The sequence below is a fragment of the Roseibium alexandrii DFL-11 genome (genome assembly GCF_000158095.2).
GTDB lineage: Bacteria > Pseudomonadota > Alphaproteobacteria > Rhizobiales > Stappiaceae > Roseibium > Roseibium alexandrii.
In genome coordinates this window covers 182,187-201,618 of record NZ_CM011002.1, presented here as the reverse complement: position 1 = coordinate 201,618, position 19,432 = coordinate 182,187, and the positions used below count along the sequence as shown (strand labels likewise).

Below are 19,432 nucleotides of genomic sequence, written 5' to 3'. Positions count from 1 at the left end.
CCGTTATGACGGGCGCAATATATAGGCGGTTCGCCCCGGGGACAACGGTTCATTTGGTAAAATTCGCGTCATAAATTCTGCAATTAATTCAATTTGTTGCGTAAATTTTAGCAAATATCCCGGCGCAATTTCAACGCCCTTATGCACCGTCAATCAGGGAATCGGCCGAGCTTTGCAAGCTCAACTTTGACCCTGAGTTCAATCTCTTCCAGCACACTGTCGACCTCCGGGTCCCCGCTGGATTGGCGCTTTGAAACCGTCAGAGAAAGCTGCTCCAAACGATCCTCGGAAACATAGCCTGCCAAAAGATCCGCCCGGATCATTTCCAGACTGTCCAACAGTGTATGGCCGTGACGCGCCGCTTTCTTGCGGCGTTCGGTACGTTCATCGACTTCCTGGAGAGCCAGAAGCGCATCAATGCCCTGAATACCAGCCCCGCCGGCTGTGGCCTGCGTTGTCGGCTGCTCAGCGGCTCCACCTACATCCGGCGCAAAACCGCTGCCTGAGCTGCTGCTCTTCTTTGCGCCGCGCCCCTGAACTCCGGTTAACGGTTTGCTCCCGGTAATACGCATTGCTCTATCCTAATGTTCTGCACAGCTGGTCAACACCAAGTTGCTCCATGGCCTGACAGAATCTGCCTTGAAGGGTAAATGAGTCCGGGCAAGCAAGGCAATATTTGCCGGGCATCTATTGTTAATCATTAACTCTATTCGCCATATTTGCGTGGATATGCTCGCCATTCTTCGGCAAACGGCGCAGAATCCAGCCACTTTAGCTACTCAATTCAACCGGGCCTGAGACTTGGCACGGCTCTCGCATAGTGCATCTCGAACCATAGTGACTTCCAGCCGATAACACGGCCTCTTAGATGGATCTGCGTGAAGAATGCGTCGTCTGATCACATACTTCGAAAATCGCGCCACCCGCGTCACACTCGTTGCGGCCGCCCTTGTCGGCTTACAGCTTGCGATCGCAGTTCAGGCTGTAGCTTCCTCACGGATTAAAGACATCGCGGATTTTGAAGGCATTCGTGAGAACCAACTGATCGGGTACGGCCTGGTTGTCGGCTTGAACGGAACTGGCGACAGCCTCAACAATACACCGTTTACGCAGCAAAGCTTGCAAGCGATGCTGGAACGGCTCGGTGTAAACACACGGAACATTCCGCTGAACACTGACACGGTTGCTGCCGTCATGGTGACGGCAAACCTGCCACCGTTCTCCACTCAAGGTACCCGGATCGACGTGAGCGTCAGCGCCCTTGGCGACGCCTCTTCTCTTCAGGGCGGCACGCTGCTTGTGACACCTTTGGTTGGTGCGGATGGCGAAGTTTATGCAATCGCTCAAGGGTCTGTCGCGATTGGCGGCTTTTCGGCACAAGGCGACGCTGCATCAATCGTTCGGGGCGTTCCGACAGCTGGCCGGATCGCGAATGGCGGTCTCGTCGAACGCGAATTGGATTTCAAACTCGCTTCATTGACGAGCGTTCGCCTTGCCTTACGCAACCCAGACCTAACAACGGCCCGGCGGGTGGCTCTGTCCATCAACGAACTGATCGGCATGCCGACTGCAGAACCGGTCGACCCGGCAACTGTTCAACTCGAGTTGCCGCGTCAGTACGACGGCAACATCGTTGATCTCTTGACCGACATTGAGCAATTGATCGTCGAACCGGACCTTGCCGCTCGGGTGATTATCGATGAAAACTCCGGCATCATCGTCATGGGTCAGGACGTTAAGGTCTCGATGGTCGCTGTTGCCCAAGGCAACTTGACCGTAACAATCGCCGAGACCCCGGAAGTCGTGCAGCCCCTGCCCTTCGCCAATGGCCAGACGGCAATTGCACCGCGCACGGATCTTAATGTGAACACCGATCCAGACGCGAAATTGGCAATCGTTCCAAATACAGTGACTTTGAAACAACTCGTCGATGGACTGAACGCCCTTGGGATTGGCCCGCGCGACATGATCTCGATCCTCCAGGCGATCAAAGCCTCTGGTGCCCTGCAAGCAGAAATCGAGGTGCTCTGATGGATCTGCCACTTGCCCCTTCCATGCCCCGGTCCAACCCGCTTGATGTCCTTCAAGGGGTAAACCCGAGCGACAGGACCGCTGCGCGAACCGCAGCGGAAGAGTTTGAAGCCGTATTTTTGAACAATATGCTTCAGAGTATGTTTTCCGGCCTTGAGAATGGCGGTGCCTGGGGCGGCGGGACCGGCTCAGATACTTGGCAGAGCATGCTTGTCGACGAATATGCCCGTACGATTTCTGCTGCCGGCGGAGTTGGAATCGCAGATAGTGTTGAACGTGAATTGCTTGCTTTGCAGGAAGGTGCCCGATGACCGCACAACCAGATACCAGCACCCTTCCCTTTTCTCTCGACCGGCCGGCCAGCAAGCAAGAAGCCGAAAACTTCTGCTCGGCCTTGTCCGGGACGATGGAAGCGCTCTTGTCCGTGATCGAAATGGAAACAGAGCTGGTACGAGCCGGAAAGCTGAAGGAAGCCGGTGAGCTGCAAGCCGACAAGGCGCGTCTCATTCATGAATATACGCGCGGCATGATGTCCGCGAAGGACCATGCTGTTGCACTTGGCAACCTTGCGCCGGCCGCGACACAGTCGCTGCGCCGACAGCATGGTGAGTTCCAACCCGTGCTGCGCATCAATCTGGCGGTTCTTGCAACGGCCCGCGAAGTGACGAATAACATTGTTACTTCGGTCGCAAAGGCTGTTGGAGCCAAAAACGCTACGGCGCCGACAACTTACGGCCGGACGGGCGCTTCTCCGGATGGACCGCAATCAGCTCAAGGCATTGCAGTGAACCAGTCTCTTTGAGACACCGGCTGAGCCCTGATAATTTCCTCAGTACCCAGTTTTTCTATCAAAAACGAACTGAGAGACACCAGCTCAAAACGAATCAAAAAATGGTCACAAGAAGATAAATCCAACTCCTTAAAATTCTAACTATTCCGTTAACAGAAGATTCATTCCCTTACGTTATTTTTGTCACTATCGGGTCATAGTATGACGTTACCCGGAGGGCAAAATGGATACCGCATTAGTCCGGCCTCCATCGCCGACCTATACGGCGATCACGCCGGTGACACGCGCCCCGGAAAAAGATCAACCGGCAAGTTCTACGGATCTGCCGGCGGAGGACACTGTCCGTCCTTCCGCAGATTCATCTGGATCTCAACGGGCTGCGACAAACGAACAAAACAGAGCCGGTGACGGCCGCGCTGACCAATCTGCACTGGAGCGGTACACGCCAACCGTAACGCGCCAGAACGTGTTCGACGAAGACAGCGAAAGCCTCATTTACGTTGCAACCAACACGGAAACAGGCGATGTCATCCGCCAGATCCCAAGCGAAACCTTGCTGAGGTTACGAGCCTACAGCGAGACGGTTGCCGCTTACCGGACCCAGGTCGAAGAACAGCAGCGCTCCAGCTCTGAAAACGAAGCCGTTCAACGCACCGTGTAAACCACGGCTGAACGGCTCGTTCCTGCCCCAAGGCCTCGGGGCACAGACATGCTCATACAACTTCCCAGAAACACTTCTACAGTCAGATCCAGCGCGCTTTTGACAGCTGTTTTGTTCCGTATAACTTCGATCCAAATGCGCCAGGTTGGAACTCGCTTGCCCCATTGAGATTGCCGATCCCCGCCCGGCGGTCCTTCTGGTATTTTGAGGTTTCCTTTACGCGTGATCGATCATCTCCTCGGATCTCCCTCGACCAACCCCCGCCAACGTCAAAAACAATTATCGCCCTTCCAACCTGGACAGCCGTAGCAAAAAACAGTTCCTGAATACCATTTGGCAGCTCGGTTAAGGCATTAATTCCTAGAAACACAGCAGTCTTCCTTGCAGAAACGGCTCTTTTCGGCCAAATTGGGACTGAAAGTATTTGTTAACCTTAATTCTCGCTAACCGTACTTTTTACATTGTCATTAATACCTATAGTCTTTCTTGGTCGGTGATCCCCAGGACGGGAATCTTGTTTTGCGTTTTTCCAAGGAAGGAAAAGAAATGTCCGACATCACCCTCACCAATGCCGTACGGGCCAACCTCAACACTCTGACTTCGACCGCGAAAATGATGTCGGATGTTCAGAACAAGCTGGCGACCGGTAAGAAGGTGAACTCCGCGCTCGACAATCCGAATTCGTTCTTCACGGCAAAGGGCTTGGAGAACCGCGCGAGCGATCTCAGCACCCTGCTCGACGACATGGGCCAAGGCGTTCAGACACTAAAGGCAGCAGACAAAGGGATTTCGGCGATTTCCGACCTGGTCGATGCGGCCAAGGCAAAAGCCAACCAGGCCCTACAAACGTCAGACAAAGTACAGCGTTCCAAATACGCTCAGGAATACAATGACCTGCTGAGCCAGATGGAAGATTTGGCTAAGGACTCAGGCTACAAGGGCAAAAACCTGCTTTCCGGAACCGGCAATGACCTTTCCCTGACCTTCAACGAAGACGGCTCGTCCTCGCTGTCAATTTCGGCAGTTGATTATACCAACTCATCTGCCGGCCTTGGTCTGAGCGATATTGACCGTACAGCCACTTCCGCAACAGCCCAACTTGAGTTTGCTGCTGACGGAACATCAACAACCGCTCATGTGGTGGATCAGGGTACATACAAAGCTGGCGATACGCTCACCGTCACGGATAGTAAAGGCGACTCTGTTGGAACGGTTTCAATAACTGACACCATGTCCATGGCTGATTTAGCAACCGCACTGAACGGTTTAACCGGCGTTACGTCAACTTATGACAACACGACCGGAAACATCTCGTTTGCGGGTGAAGGCATTCAGCTGAAGAACGGATCCGAAGAAATCGGGACTGGCGGAACAATCAGTGACTTCGACACTGATAGTAAAATCGAGACAGCCCTTTCTGCATTGAAATCTGCCCAAGACACCCTTCGTGCCCAAGCGTCTACTTTTGGTACAAATCTTTCAATTGTTGAAAACAGGCAAGACTTTACGACCGACCTGATCAACACACTGCAGGAAGGTGCTGGTGCATTGACACTTGCTGATACCAATGTCGAAGGCGCAAACCTGTTGGCTCTGCAAACACAGCAGCAGTTGGCCTCCACGTCCCTGTCCATGGCGTCGCAAGCATCACAAAACGTGCTGCGGTTGTTCTAAGGCAGTCTGCACTCACACTCGGGGCGTTTGTTCCAAAATGCCTTGAGTTGAGACAGAGCATTGAAAATGTGAAGATTTTAGGCGGCGGGGTGTAACCCCGGCGCCTACACGTGTTTACTTTACGTTATCCTTAATATCCGTTCACTTTGTTTGTTTAGATTCCGTTTTCAGTTTCCGCCGTTTCATGCGTGCCAGTCCCAGGAAGGGGCTGTGTATCTCGTGTTCCTAGAAAGGAAACAGAAATGTCTGACATCACTCTGTCAAGCGCGGTTCGCGCGAACCTCAATACGCTCCAGCAAACCGCTTCTTTCATGTCCGATGTCCAGAACAAGCTGGCCACCGGCAAAAAAGTGAACTCGGCTCTGGACAATCCGAGCAACTTCTTCACAGCTTCCGGTCTTCAGTCCCGTGCAAACGATCTGGGCACCCTGCTTGATGACATGGGCCAGTCGGTTCAGACCATCAAGGCAGCAGATGACGGCATCACCGCCATTACGAAGCTGGTTGAATCCGCAAAGGCGAAAGCCAACCAGGCCCTGCAAACAGGCAGCCAATATGAGCGCAAAGAATTTGCGGCGCAGTACAATGAGCTGCTCACGCAGATCGAAGATGTTGCAAAAGATGCCGGCTACAAAGGCAAGAACCTGCTCGCGGGCACCGGTAACGACCTGCGGACAATCTTCAACGAAGACTCCACGTCCAAACTGGATGTTTCCGCTGTTGATTATACTGACACAACCCTCTCCACCGGCTTGAACCTTTCAGATCTGACCGAGGGTCAAGGCGGTGCCACTGCCTTTAACCTGTCCGGTGGCAAAACCACCATCACCCTCACCGGTGCTGATGGTGCGTTGAACTCCAGTTCCACGTTGAACGAATCCACTGCAATTTCGACCACAACAACACTGGAATTCACAAACGTCGAATCGAGCACTCCAACCCTGATTGGTACGACCGTCAGCAACGGCGCATCCGTCCAGGATCTGGTGGACTCACTCAACGCTACAGAAGGTGTCCGTGCTGAGTTTGACGAATCCAATGGTGAACTGACCATCTACAGCAACCAGGATTTCTTGATCTCCGACACGGATACAACAGCGACAACCGCTTTGACGATCGGTTCTGCGGCATCTGTGAACGCAAGTGCATTGACGTCTGGTTCGTCTCTTACCGATAGCGGTTCGTTCAAAGTTGGTGACACCATCACTTTGACAGATGGTAACAACTACGAACTCGGATCGTTTGAAGTTGAGGCCTCTTCTACCGTTGATGACCTGAATACCTTCATTAACGACTTCAATGGTGTCTCTTCGACGTTTTCGGGCGGCCGGATTAGTGTCACATCTGATACTGATTTGACCATAAACAGCTCACGTGATGGTACGAACAACACTGACTTCGGCAGTGAAGACTTTGCTGCAACGACCAACGGTTCGTTCTCAATCGCTGCACAAGCCGATTCCGGTTTTGCGACGGACAACGATATCAACCGGACAATCAGCAAGCTGAACAACGCTCTTGGAAACTTGAGAACCCAGGCTTCCGAGTTCGGTACCAACCTGTCCATCGTTGAGAACCGTCAGGACTTCACCCGAAGCCTGATCAACACGCTGGAAGAAGGTGCTGGCAAGCTGACACTCGCCGACACCAACGAAGAAGGCGCAAACCTCCTGGCCTTGCAGACTCGTCAGCAGTTGGCCTCGACATCGCTGTCCTTCGCATCTCAGGCAGACCAGAACGTTCTGCGTCTCTTCTAAGACAGAAAGTCTTAAACACGATCTGGAAAGGCGGACTTCGGTCCGCCTTTTCTTTTTGGCTCACGCAGGTCGGTAGCCTGGCATTTGGTCAGAAGTTGCCACCGGTCTAGCCCGATACCTTCTCCCCTCCCTGGCATTCGCCCTTCCCAAGTATGAAGCGAAAATTGCTTCTCGCAGGTCGTTAATCCCTTATTAACCATAGCGTGCGAGAGAATTTATATTGTTAATTTTAACAATGTATATTTTGACGCATCAGGATGAGGCGTCACGACCCCAGGAAAGGGATCTTGAATGTCTGACATTACTCTGTCGGCTGCCGTGCGGCAGAATCTGCTAACTCTCCAGACCACTGCTGACTTCATGTCCGGCGTCCAGAACAAGCTGGCGACCGGCAAAAAGGTCAACTCGGCACTCGACAATCCGAACTCCTTCTTCACTGCATCTGGTCTCAATGCCCGAGCCAGCGATCTTGGCACGCTGCTCGACGACATGGGCCAATCCGTCCAGACCATCAAAGCAGCGGACAAGGGGATCACGACCATCACCGAATTGGTAAAATCGGCAAAAGCAAAAGCCAACCAGGCCCTTCAAACGCAAAGCCAGTACGAGCGCAAACAGTTTGCCGCGCAATACAACGACCTGCTGTCTCAAATTGAAGCCGTTGCCAAGGACAGCTCCTACAAGGGCAAGAATCTGCTCGCTGGCGCAGGTAACGACTTGACCACCATCTTCAATGAAGATTCGACCTCCAAACTGACAATGGAGGCCGTCGACTTCACTGAAACATCGCTTTCCAACGGCTTGAACCTCTCGGATCTAGTTGAAGGCCAAGGGGGTGCAACTGCGTTCAACCTGACCGGTAGCAAAACGACAATCACCTTGACCGGCACGGATGGTGCCTTGAATTCAAGCTCCAAACTCGCGGAAGCTTCTGCAATCGCCAGCCTATCAACATCTTTGGAATTCGTTGACAGGAGTGAATCGACTCCCTCGGCCCAATTGATCGGGGGTGCCCCTACGGTAAATGGGGGGCAGACGGTTCAAGAACTCGTAAATACGCTCAATGATCTGAATGGCGTGCGCGCGGAATTCGATGACAAGACTGGAGAGCTGACAATCTACAGCAACGAAGACATGCTCATAAGTGAGGTCGGCGTTGGCGGTCTATCGACACCGGTCACTATCGGCACCGCCGCTTCGGTAAATGCCTCTCACTTCAACACTACAAGTGCCAAATTGGTCGACAGCGCATCATTCGCGGTCGGTGATACACTTAGCCTAACCGACGGTAACAACTATGAGCTTGGCTCGCTAGAGGTTGACGCTGATACAACGGTCGATGACCTCGTCAACTTCGTCAATGATTTTCAGGGTGTAGACGCATCTTTCAATAACTCCACGGGACGCTTGAGCATTCTCTCGGAAACGGACCTTACACTGGGCAGCAATCGAGGAGGTGGTACCAACACTGACTTCAACGCCACAGACTTCGGCGCAAACAATACGGGAGTTGTTCTCTCGGCTCTGGAAGATTCAAGTTTCGCAACGGACAATGACATAAATCGTGTCGTCGACCGATTAAACAACGCCTTGTCCACCCTCAGATTCCAAGCCTCTGAGTTCGGTACGAACTTGTCCACGATCCAGCACCGGCAGGACTACACAACGGCCATGATCAATACGCTGCAGGAAGGTGCCGGTGAACTAACACTTGCCGACACAAATATGGAAGGCGCTAATCTTCTTGCGTTGCAAACCAGGCAGCAGTTGGCATCGACGTCCCTCTCCTTCGCATCTCAGGCAGATCAGACGGTTCTGTCGCTCTTCTAAAATCAAACGGTTACCAGCTGATAGTCTTTAACCACGATGTTTTTTGGAAAACGGGCCCGGCGGCCCGTTTTTTTTTGCCTATTTCAATTTTGCAAATTTTTGCGTGGGACACAGTGCCAAACTCCTTAATTTCCGCCGTTGAGAGCATTAACAAGAATGTCCTTCTGCATTATATCATTGTTATTTTTAACTATTAATTTTTCAAATAATACGAAATACAATTGATATTTCTTACAGACTATTTGCAGGCATTGCTTGCCAACAAAAGCAACCCTCCAACACCTTTTACCATTGATTAAGGTTAACAGGGAATTCTTACATCAACCTGCTCAGGAAGAGCAGCTGAACATATGACCCAGGAAAGGGATTATTGATGTCAGGCATTACGCTTTCGGCTGCCGTCCGGCAGAACCTGCTTACCCTCCAAAACACCTCCTTCTTGACAGCCGACGTTCAGAACAAACTGGCGACCGGCTTGAAAGTAAACTCAGCGCTCGACAACCCGGGCAACTTCTTCACCGCGTCCGCTCTTAACTCACGTGCAAGCGACTTGAGCAGCCTACTCGACGATATGGGCCAATCGGTGAACACGATCAAGGCTGCCGATGACGGTATCACCGCCATCACGAAGCTGGTTGAATCCGCTAAGGCGAAAGCCAATCAGGCCCTTCAGACACAGAGCCAATACGAGCGGAAACAATTTGCTGCGCAGTATAACGAACTGCTCGAACAGATCGAAGACACTGCCAGAGACTCCAGCTACAAGGGCAAGAACCTACTTGCAGGTGCCGGTAACGATCTGAGGACCATCTTCAATGAAGATTCAACATCGCGCCTGGATATTTCTGCAATCGACTACACCGACACCACCCTTTCGACGGGTCTGAACCTTTCAGATCTGGTGGAGGGCCAAGGCGGCGCGACTGCATTCAATCTCCTCGGAGGAGCGACAACCATCACACTCACCGGTTCTGATGGCGCCTTGAACTCAAGCTCCACATTAAGCGAGTCGACTGCGATTTCGACCACCACGACATTGGAATTCACCAACGTCCAATCAAGCACACCAACACTGATTGGTACGACCGTCAGCAGTGGCGCTTCTGTTCAAGATCTGGTGGATGCAATTAACGGCACTGAAGGTGTTCGTGCCGAGTTTGACGAGAGCAACGGTGAGCTGACCATCTACAGCAACCAGGATTTCCTGATCTCCGACACGGATACAACAGCGACAACCGCTCTGACGATCGGTTCTGCGGCCTCAGTAAATGCCTCCGCATTGACGACCGGTTCGCTTTTGACAAACAGTGGCTCATTCGCCGTCGGTGACACGATTGCATTGACGGACGGTAACAACTACGAGCTCGGTTCACTTGAAATTGAAGACAGCACAACCGTCTCCGACTTGGTCAATTTCATCAACGACTTCAACGGTGTCGACGCGCAGTACAACAATACGACTGGTCGTCTGAGTATCACGTCTGAAACAGACCTAACGGTGTCAAGCGAGCGAAGTGGTTCGGCTAACACAGACTTCGCATCGTCAAACTTTGCAGCCACAACCAATGGTGCGCAATCCTTGTCCGCTCTGACGGACTCCGGGTTTGCAACAGACACTGAGATCAACCGTGTTATCACCCGGCTGAACAACTCCCTTGGAAACCTTAGAACCCAAGCATCCGAATTTGGTACCAACCTCTCGATTGTTGAGAACCGGCAGGACTTTACCCGGGCGATCGTCAATACGTTGCAAGAAGGTGCTGGTAAACTCACCTTGGCGGATACAAACGAAGAGGGTGCAAACTTGCTTGCCCTGCAGACACGGCAGCAGTTGGCATCAACCTCCTTGTCCTTCGCTTCTCAGGCAGATCAGACCGTACTGTCCTTGTTCTAATAGCAGAATCAGTTTCGCATCAAAAAACGCGAACACGAGCACAAACGGCGGGTTCACCACCCGCCGTTTTTGTTGTCTGACTGCTATTACTTGGCAGAGTGCAAAATTTTTCCCTCGTAGATTCAATCAGTTAAAAGAAAGCTTTTGGTAACTTTTATTTAAATAACGTTAATTCGTGCATCACCGATTAACTTTCCGTTTAGATTTACGCACGGGGCCCTGATCTGCGAACAAGTATCCAGCGGCGGCCTGTACGAGTACTGAACAGGAAATGCGGTGAAGCCAGATGCCTGATATTGTTCTTTCCAGCGCGGTTCGTGACAACCTCTTGTCATTGAAAAAGACTGCTGCATTTCAGGAAACAACTCAGAATCGCCTCGCGACTGGTCTGAAGGTGAATTCGGCCCTCGACAATCCGAATTCGTATTTCACGGCGCAATCGCTGAACGACCGGGCCGGCGATCTGTCCAACCTACTGGATAATATGGGACAGGCTGTTCAGACGCTCCGCGCGGCTGATGACGGCATAACGTCGATCACCAAACTTGTTGAATCCGCTAAGGCCATCGCGAACCAGGCTCTCCAGACGTCGAGCGAATACGAACGGCGCCAGTTTGCGGTTCAATACAACGCCATCCTTGAGCAAATTGAGGATATGGCCAAGGATTCGGGCTATAAAGGCAAGAACCTCCTTGCAGGTGCCGGCAACGAACTTGAAGTGATCTTCAACGAGGACAGTACTTCGAATCTGACAGTCAATCCGGTCGATTTCACAGACACGACCCTGGATACAGGCTTGAACCTGGACGATCTGGCAACGGGTGCGAGCGGCACATCTTCGTTTAACATGTATGGAGGCAGCGCCCAGCTGACGCTAACTGGCCTGCAAGCATCATCCAATCTCACAGACCTCGCTGCATTTGCTGACAATAACCATGTAATGGTCACAGACGGCTCGACGACCACAACCCTTACGGTCGGTGTAGACATCGTCACCGTTCAAGATTACGTCGACGCCCTCGATGATTTGTCGGGCGTTCATGCCTCTTTCGATGAGACCACGGACTCCATCACGCTGGTTACGGGCTTAAACAGCAACATTACGGTTACCAAGGACGCAAACGGCGGTGGTAGTACTTCTGATGGTGGTATTACCGCCGGTGCCACAACACTTACCGCCACAGCACTTTCCTCAACCGCGACACTTATTACATCGGGCGGTTTCAAGGCTGGTGACACGATTACAATTACCGATGGCAACGGCTTCGAGCCAGCGTCCCTGGAGATCGATGAAGAAACGACCGTCGATGATCTGGTCAAGCTGATAAACAACGTGAAAGGTCTGGATGCGACCTTTTCGGGTGGAAGTATCAGCCTGATCGGCGAGGTATCATTTGACATCACCAGCGATAACGCCGACTTCAACAGGATGCGCCTGGCCTCGACCTCGGGAACAGTCGCCCTAGGTGCCACCGCGTCAGAATTTAAAACGGATACTGATATCGAACGTGTTCTGCAGGCAATCAATGCATCGCTGGACGAACTTCGAAACTCTGCCCGTAGTCTGGGCACAGCGCTGTCCACAGTCGAGATCCGAACAGACTTTACCCAGAACATCATCAATACACTTGAAGTGGGTGCGGGTGACCTGACAATTGCCGACATGAATGAAGAAGGCGCAAACATGCTGGCCCTTCAAACACGGCAGCAGCTGTCATCAACTGCTCTGTCTCTGGCTAACCAGGCGGAACAAAGTGTACTCAGCCTGTTCGGTTAACCGGAAGAGCCAGATTCGGCAGGTATTGGGTGAGAGGGTTAACCTATTTGTTAACGTTTCGCTCCGATACTCAAACGTGGAGGTCAAGGAATGGCGCTCAAGGTCGAGTTAAAGCCGGGAGAAAGGATTATCATTGGTGAAAGCGTAATTACCAATGACAACCAGCGAACCCGCCTGTTTATCGAAGGCGATGCACCCATTCTCAGAGAGAAGGACATTCTCACTCCTGAAACAGCAGATACACCCGCAAAACGCGTCTATCTTGCAGTTCAGTTGATGTATTTATCCACCGACCTGGAGCGAGTTAAGGAAAGCTACTTCACCCTGGTCAATGACATCGTGAAGGCCGCACCGAGTACGATCCCTTATGTCACACGGATTAGTAACTCGATTATATCCGGATCCTTCTACAAGGCACTGAAAGAAGCTCGTAAGCTCATTGAGTATGAAGGGACGCTGATCAGTCATGTACAAACAGGCAGCGCAGGCCTATCAGAAAACCAGTCAGGCGGCACCGGTATCACCGCGGGAACTGGAAGCGACTCTGCTGATGAAAGCCGCAGCCCGGCTCCAGCTGATCAAGGATGAATGGGATGACCTCTCTCTCGCCGAGGTCGATGATGCTCTGATTTACAACCGTAAACTCTGGACGGTTCTTGTCACTTCTGCGACCAGCGAAGAGAGTTCTCTGCCGCTGGAAATCAAGAACAACATCGGGTCTCTGGGGGTTTTTGTCTTCAAACAGACAATGACAGTCATCACAACGCAAGATCCTGAAAAACTTGGCGCGCTGATCAGCATCAACCGAACGATTGCGGAAGGCTTGCGGGCAAAGCCTGAATAAGTCAGGTCCCCATGAAGACGATAAAAAAGCCGGTGAATTGACACCGGCTTTTTTCGTTCTGGTCGAGTTGAGAACCTTACCTCAGATAGTCGGCAAGGCTCAGGTTGAAGACGATCGAAGAGGCATTGTAGGAGACCTCGATGTTCGTCCTGAGTTGCAGGATTTCTGCGGCAAGCCGGTCCTGGTCGATACCTTCGATCTCTCCGATGGTCGCCTCATAGGTGTTAACGACTTGGATGTGACGTTGATCCGTCAAACTTGCGGTCCGATGCGCAATTGCAATGTCTGTCGAGATATCGACAATACCCGATTGATCGATGCCCGGTGGCTGCAAGATGGCCCGTAAATCCGTGGAGAGCGCGTTGTAGTACTCTTCATCGAGCTGAGCCCCGCCTGAGAAATCAGCCGCGGCAAATGTTGCGAGTGTTTGCACGAGCTCTTGAAGCGGTTCTTCGTTGGCCCGCACTCCATATTCGACGGTAAGATTTGTATCTATGATCGCGTTTTTGTCGGTGCGCGGATCTGTCGTCGTTGTATTGCGTCCAGTGTACCAGGAGAGGGTATCCGTTGCACCGGACGTCAGTGCTGTTGCTGTTGTATAGGGTGGACCGTCTATCCTTTGCGGCACTTCGCCGTTGTATGTGCTGAAAAACTCATCGGATGCCCAGATGTCGGATGCCGCCTTCAGAGTTGTCTGTGCGGTGTCTCCCAGCTCCTGAGCAATCGCATCCCGCAGATTTTGCGCGGTCTCTTCCAAGTCCGCACCGATTGCAAACGTACCCTCAGCTTCATTTGAAGCAGCAGCCGTCAGCGTGATTGTCGTTGTATTGGTGTGATCTGGAGGGAGAGTGAGTGTGATTTCAATCTGCTCGCCAAGCGTCGGTTGTCCCGTGAATTGAACATCAAAGGTGTCAGGGTCCCCTCCGCCGGGGCCCGTAAGTGTCACGTTGGTCAGCGTTGATGTCACGGACGAAATGTCAAAGCCGAAGTCATGTGCCCCGTCTTCCGCAATCGTGAACGTGGAATCCAAGGGCCCGGGTGTTGTCGTCAGGGCAGACACGGTCATCCGGCCATTGTTCAGGGCACCCAAGTTCGCTTGGGAGAACTCGCTCATGTAGTCCTTCAGGCCTGAAAGGCCGTTGGCCCCGTTCATGATCGTATCAATGGCCTGGACCGGATCGGAGATCGCATCCGTGCCGCCGAACGGATAGTAACCCGCGACTTCAGTATTCAGAATATTGAGGGCTTCGTTCAACAAGAGCTCTGCTCTTGACTGGGTCTGGGTCTGACCATCGCTCTGGATCACAAAGTCATTGGTATCCATGGCGGATTTGGCATCACGCCGGATGTCTTCCAAACGATCCAGCGACACTGTCATCGCCTCAAGATGTAAGTTGGAGATCGTGATCGTCTCTTGATAGGATTCGATCAGGCTGACTTTTTGCGTCAGCTGTATATCAAGCAGCCGACGATCACCAATGTCCCCATAGGTGCTGCCAACCTTGCCACTCGCCAGCTGTGTTGTCTTCTCAGTGAGCTTGTCATTGAGGTTCAACAACTGGCTGGTCAGATAACTCCGCGACGTTGAGATGGATGATACTGGCATACGCTACCTCACCACGTTCAGAAGTTCTTGCATCAGATCATTGATGGTCTGCATGACCCGGGCATTCGCCGAATAGGCGTTTTCCAGCTGAACCAGAAACGCCATCTCCGCATCGAGATTGACCGAGTAGCTTTCCTCGTACCGGACCGCGAGATTGAGCGTCAGAGCCTCTTTGGAATCCGAATACGTCTTCGCATCTGCTGCTTGGTTGCCCTGATAGGCCACCGTCTGGTTGATGTAGTCCAGCACCGTTCCCTGGAACGGGCTCGAGCTGCTACCCATACCGGCCTCAGGATCGAAATAGGCTGTTTCGTTGGTCAATGCATTGAGCAGATACTGCGCACGCGCAGGATCGTTCTCAGAGTTTGCAGCCGGTGTTGTCTGGTAATCGACAAGCAGGGAACTGTCCGCAAGCAATGCCGGATTTACACTGATCCCGTTTGCGTAACCGACCCTTTGGCCGCCATTTTCGGGAGCGTCAGTAAAGGTCTCGGTCCCGTTTCGCTGATCGACAAAGATCGACAGACCCAGCCCCTGATCGGTAGTTGCTGACGGCGTGATGTTCGCTGAAAGGCTCTCGACCGTTGTCGCATTCGGCACGGTTGTGCTGTCGCCGAGAATTCGCAGGTTATCACTGCCGTCGTTGGAGACCTGCAAATCCGGCGCTGCGGTTCCCAAGGCTGCGATAATATTCGTGATGTAGGTCGCAGGAGTACCGCTGGAGATATCAATGCCGACAACCGTGTCATTCGGATTGGTTGTTGCAGTATTGGCCAGCGGCAACAGCGTTGGATCACTGACCGCCATAAGTGTGATCGTCTGCGACTGACCGGCCGAGTCGGTGTACTCCAGATTGATTGTATTGCCGGATTGAAGACCAGAAACAGGCAGATCGAAGCCAGTATCCGGACCGACAGTTGCCGCCGTGCTAGCTTGTGTCACATTTGAAAACGCCAGAGAAAGTTCAGCTGCGATGGTGTCCAGCTGTTTTTGCGCCTCGATCAGGACGTCATCCCGCAACTCCATGGTCGCAACCATGAGACCGGTACCAGTCGTGCGGTCGCGCCCTGAAGCCCCTGCAGGCACAATATCAAACTGCGCACCGCCGGCTGTTGTTGCAACAATGGCATTGCCCTGCTGATCTGCTCCCAGCCTGTTTGTCGACTGAAATGCAAGCGTTGCTGCCTCGCCATCGGAAAACAACGGCTGACCGTTTTTGGTTTGGATAAACAGCGTATTCGTGGTGGTTTTGCTGACATTTAGATCCAGATAGCCGGAGAGCTGTTCAACGAGACGGTCGCGTTCGTCTTCCATTTCCGAGCTTGAAACCCCAGCCTGCGTGGCATCGCGAATAGCTGCATCAATGGATTCGATATTTGAAAGAAGACTGTTCACAGTCTCAGTCTGGCGGGCAAGCGCCTCGTCCGCTTCCTGTCGCAAGTCCGCAATCTGCTGGTAGGAAGTATTCAATTCCCGCGCCATTGCGTCAGCAGCGGCCACCACTTCCTGCTGAGCGGCATAGTTGCCCGGCTGGTTGACCAGCGACGACAAGGCCCCGGTCAACTCACCTGCCAGCGCTGAAAGGCTGGACTGATCACCAATGGTGCCAAAAATGTCATCGAGACGATCTGTAAAGGCTGCAATCTGTTTGCCGTAGTTCGTGTCGGCCAAGGAATTGAAGTAATCCGATTGGATCTCTTCATTGATGATACGGCTGATCTCGTTGGTGACAATCCCGGCGACATTACCGTCACCGTCGAAGTAGGCATTTGCAGAGACTGTTTTCTTGGAATAGCCGGCAGTATCAGCGTTCGCGATATTCGATGCGGTGACATCGATCTGACGCTGATTGAACGATATGCCGAAAACCGCTGTATTCAGGGCACTTGTCAGTCCCATGGCGGCTACTCCTCAGATTTACTCAGAAAGGGGATCGCCGGCGGCTGAAGCCGCCGGCGGATGAGCGTTAGCGGACCATGTTCAGGGCGCTGTCCAGCATTTCGTCTGCAGAGGTGACGATCCTGGAGTTCGCCGAATAGGCCTGCTGGGTGATGATCAGCTTGGAAAACTCGTCCGCGATATCCGCGTTGGAAAGCTCAAGAGCGTTGGAGATCACGGCACCGCCGCCAGACAGGTCGGCATCACCCGAATCGGAGGTCGCAGCAAAGGCCGCCCCGTCTACCCGGCGCAGGCTTTGCTCGGCCTGGAAAGTTGCCAGCGGAATCTCATACAGCGCACGTGTCTGGTTGTTGGAATAGCTCGCAATCACGCGGCCCGATTCATCGATCGCAATGTTTGTGAGTTCACCGGCGGCATACCCATTTTGCGATAAGTTAACCGAAGTCGCGATCCCGTCGGGATCTGCAAACTGCGTCAGGGACCCGTTTGCGAATGAAATGGTGATGCTATCTGCAGCATTACCTGCCGTGCCTGCGGTAACACCACCTACAGTGATTTCATCAAGCGTGAAGCTTGTCGTTCCTGATGTGGTGACGCCAAGGGCTGCTGTCGCGCCTGTGTTGGCGAGGGCACTGACTTGGCCGGTTCCATCAAAAGTGACGTCTCCAACCTTATAGTACGATGTCCCGGCCTCTCCACCGGTATCGACATACATGCTCCAGACTTCAGCCCCAGCAGTGTTGTCGACCTTGGCCCAACGAACGTTCAATGGAACTTCCGAGCCATTTGAGTTGTAGGCTGTGACAGATCCACCGGAGATCGATGACGCCAGGAAATCAGCTTCGAGAGTGCCGGTATCCCCAATTTCGGTTGCACCCAAGTTTGGACCGGGAGCACCGTTCGCACCATCATTCAACAATTCGGAGTTTGCGGTGTTTGGGTCGTAATTGGTTGTCGCCGGAACACGCGGAAGGCTAGCCTGATAATTGACTGTTGTCGTAGAGCTGGCGGCGAGAGGCTGACTGTTGATCTGAATGACAGACGGATTGTCGCCAACCGGGTTACCAGTTGCAGGGTCAAGTGGGAAACCCTTGAGGTAATAGCCAGATTGATTGACGAAGTAGCCTTCCTTGTTGACTTCAAAGTCACCAGCGCGCGTGTAGAAGGTGTCATCTGCAAAGGTTGTAGAGCCGTCGACAAAGTCGGCCGCCTGCGTCACGACGAAATAACCTTCTCCGTTGATGGCCATATAGGTATCAACGTCGTTGGATGAGATGTCGCCGCCAATTGTGTTGGTCGCGCGCGACGTGGCATAGGTTGTCCCAGACACCTGGTCGGCCTGCGTGGACCCGCCACCGGACACCAGATCAGAGAATGTTGTATCGAGACGCTTGAACCCAACCGTCTGTGAGTTCGCAACGTTGCCCGAGATATTTTCAAGCGCGGTCGCCTGCGCTGACAAACCAGAAACGGCGGAGTTGATCGCCCCGTAAATACCCATGTTTCGTCCTCTTGGTCACAGTGGGCATATTCCTGAACAAGGACAGCCCGGTTTCGAAGAGGAGCAGCAAGCAATGTGCCAATCAGCAGGTAAGGCAGATTAAACAAATAATATCAAAGACATAAAATAAAAAATTCTCACTGACCTCTCAATAATTACGGCGGCATACCCTGTTCAAAGCGGCAAAAACTTCCGGGCGGACAGGCAAGAGTCTCCACTTCCCGGTGCTCAACCGGCACACTCGGCAAAAAGCTGACTTGCATCCCATGCGCCCGCCTGCCACTTTTCGGCAAGATGAATGACAGGGACACCCACATGCGCTTTGAAGGCACCGATAGTTACATCGCCACTGAGGATCTGAGAGTTGCGGTCAATGCCGCAGTCGCACTCGAGCGGCCCCTACTGGTCAAGGGTGAACCGGGAACCGGAAAGACTGTCCTTGCTGAGCAGGTCGCTCAGGCCCTCAACGCCCCATTGATCGAGTGGCATGTCAAATCGACCACCAAAGCTCAGCAAGGCCTTTATGAGTACGATGCGGTTTCACGGCTGCGCGACAGCCAGCTCGGCGACGAACGGGTCAAGGACATCAACAACTACATCCGAAAGGGCAAACTCTGGGATGCGTTCGTGGCACCGGAAAAACCGGTTCTGCTGATCGATGAAATCGACAAGGCGGATATCGAGTTTCCGAACGACCTTCTGCTCGAACTCGATCGCATGGAGTTCCACGTTTACGAGACCGGCGAAACGGTTCGCGCCAAACAGCGACCCGTCGTGATCATTACGTCGAACAACGAAAAGGACCTGCCGGACGCGTTTTTGCGCCGCTGTTTCTTCCACTTCATCAAGTTTCCGGATGCCGAGACGATGACAGAAATCGTCGAAGTTCACTTTCCGGGCATCAAGCAGCGCTTGCTCAACGAGGCACTGCGCATGTTCTTTGAAGTCCGGGATGTTCCGGGCCTGAAGAAGAAGCCGTCAACCTCGGAGCTTATCGACTGGATCAAGCTGCTTCTAAACGAAGACATTGACCCAGAGACCCTGCGCCAACAGGATAGTGGGAAATTGATTCCGCCCCTGCATGGTGCCTTGCTGAAGAATGAACAGGATGTCCATCTTTTTGAACGTCTGGCATTCATGGCACGCCGGGAACGGGGATAATCCGGTC

The 19,432-nt window shown here is 52.8% G+C and carries 16 protein-coding genes; 12 read left to right on the top strand and 4 right to left on the bottom strand.

What is annotated here, in order from left to right; translation table 11 throughout:
- Nucleotides 1-149: 149 nt before the first annotated feature.
- Entirely contained in the window at nucleotides 150-572 is a 423-nt protein-coding gene (locus SADFL11_RS00880; protein WP_008196094.1) for a flagellar assembly protein FliX, read from the bottom strand.
- Nucleotides 573-885: 313 nt separating this feature from the next.
- On the opposite strand from SADFL11_RS00880, the gene SADFL11_RS00875 reads away from it, so the two are divergent.
- The 11 genes from SADFL11_RS00875 to SADFL11_RS00825 all read left to right on the top strand — a co-directional run bounded on the left by SADFL11_RS00875 (nucleotide 886) and on the right by SADFL11_RS00825 (nucleotide 13,258).
- Nucleotides 886-2,031 carry a flagellar basal body P-ring protein FlgI gene (locus tag SADFL11_RS00875; RefSeq protein ID WP_008189959.1) on the top strand — a complete coding sequence of 382 codons (1,146 nt, stop codon included), beginning with the start codon at nucleotides 886-888 and terminating at the stop codon, nucleotides 2,029-2,031.
- Nucleotides 2,031-2,342 (top strand): rod-binding protein, encoded by a 312-nt coding sequence (locus SADFL11_RS00870; protein ID WP_040450816.1) that lies wholly within the window; start codon nucleotides 2,031-2,033, stop codon nucleotides 2,340-2,342. Before SADFL11_RS00875 ends, SADFL11_RS00870 begins: the two co-directional genes overlap by 1 nt.
- Nucleotides 2,339-2,833: a hypothetical protein gene (locus SADFL11_RS00865; RefSeq protein ID WP_040450817.1), complete on the top strand. Its 495-nt coding sequence runs from the start codon at nucleotides 2,339-2,341 to the stop codon at nucleotides 2,831-2,833. The genes SADFL11_RS00870 and SADFL11_RS00865 overlap by 4 nt, the downstream gene beginning before the upstream one ends.
- Before the next feature lie 211 nt (nucleotides 2,834-3,044).
- Nucleotides 3,045-3,482, top strand: a complete 438-nt coding sequence (locus SADFL11_RS00860; RefSeq protein ID WP_008195701.1) for a flagellar protein FlaG — start codon at nucleotides 3,045-3,047, stop codon at nucleotides 3,480-3,482.
- A gap of 546 nt (nucleotides 3,483-4,028) precedes the next feature.
- A complete protein-coding gene (locus tag SADFL11_RS00855; protein ID WP_040452300.1) occupies nucleotides 4,029-5,156 on the top strand; it encodes a flagellin in 1,128 nt (375 codons plus the stop codon).
- A gap of 242 nt (nucleotides 5,157-5,398) precedes the next feature.
- Complete coding sequence (locus SADFL11_RS00850) at nucleotides 5,399-6,913, top strand: flagellin N-terminal helical domain-containing protein (RefSeq protein ID WP_008192334.1); 1,515 nt, start codon at nucleotides 5,399-5,401, stop codon at nucleotides 6,911-6,913.
- Between the two features lie 291 nt (nucleotides 6,914-7,204).
- Nucleotides 7,205-8,743 carry a flagellin N-terminal helical domain-containing protein gene (locus tag SADFL11_RS00845; protein WP_040450819.1) on the top strand — a complete coding sequence of 513 codons (1,539 nt, stop codon included), beginning with the start codon at nucleotides 7,205-7,207 and terminating at the stop codon, nucleotides 8,741-8,743.
- Nucleotides 8,744-9,116: 373 nt separating this feature from the next.
- Complete coding sequence (locus SADFL11_RS00840) at nucleotides 9,117-10,637, top strand: flagellin N-terminal helical domain-containing protein (protein WP_008197005.1); 1,521 nt, start codon at nucleotides 9,117-9,119, stop codon at nucleotides 10,635-10,637.
- A 286-nt stretch (nucleotides 10,638-10,923) separates the two neighbouring features.
- Nucleotides 10,924-12,414, top strand: a complete 1,491-nt coding sequence (locus SADFL11_RS00835; RefSeq protein ID WP_008189299.1) for a flagellin N-terminal helical domain-containing protein — start codon at nucleotides 10,924-10,926, stop codon at nucleotides 12,412-12,414.
- 90 nt (nucleotides 12,415-12,504) lie between these two features.
- Nucleotides 12,505-13,002, top strand: coding sequence for a flagellar biosynthesis repressor FlbT (gene flbT / locus SADFL11_RS25510; RefSeq protein WP_040450820.1), 498 nt, complete (start codon nucleotides 12,505-12,507; stop codon nucleotides 13,000-13,002).
- Entirely contained in the window at nucleotides 12,947-13,258 is a 312-nt protein-coding gene (locus SADFL11_RS00825) for a flagellar biosynthesis regulator FlaF (protein WP_228198267.1), read from the top strand. The genes flbT and SADFL11_RS00825 overlap by 56 nt, the downstream gene beginning before the upstream one ends.
- Before the next feature lie 76 nt (nucleotides 13,259-13,334).
- On the opposite strand, the gene SADFL11_RS00820 is transcribed toward SADFL11_RS00825, so the two are convergent.
- The 3 genes from SADFL11_RS00820 to SADFL11_RS00810 form a co-directional block, all read right to left on the bottom strand.
- Nucleotides 13,335-14,864 carry a hypothetical protein gene (locus tag SADFL11_RS00820; RefSeq protein WP_040450822.1) on the bottom strand — a complete coding sequence of 510 codons (1,530 nt, stop codon included), beginning with the start codon at nucleotides 14,862-14,864 and terminating at the stop codon, nucleotides 13,335-13,337.
- A gap of 3 nt (nucleotides 14,865-14,867) precedes the next feature.
- Nucleotides 14,868-16,763 (bottom strand): flagellar hook-associated protein FlgK, encoded by a 1,896-nt coding sequence (flgK, locus tag SADFL11_RS00815; protein WP_008196324.1) that lies wholly within the window; start codon nucleotides 16,761-16,763, stop codon nucleotides 14,868-14,870.
- 67 nt (nucleotides 16,764-16,830) lie between these two features.
- On the bottom strand, nucleotides 16,831-18,264 hold the full coding sequence (locus SADFL11_RS00810; RefSeq protein WP_008193342.1) for a flagellar hook protein FlgE: 1,434 nt from the start codon (nucleotides 18,262-18,264) through the stop codon (nucleotides 16,831-16,833).
- A 315-nt stretch (nucleotides 18,265-18,579) separates the two neighbouring features.
- On the opposite strand from SADFL11_RS00810, the gene SADFL11_RS00805 reads away from it, so the two are divergent.
- A complete protein-coding gene (locus SADFL11_RS00805; protein ID WP_040452303.1) occupies nucleotides 18,580-19,425 on the top strand; it encodes an AAA family ATPase in 846 nt (281 codons plus the stop codon).
- Nucleotides 19,426-19,432: the final 7 nt, after the last annotated feature.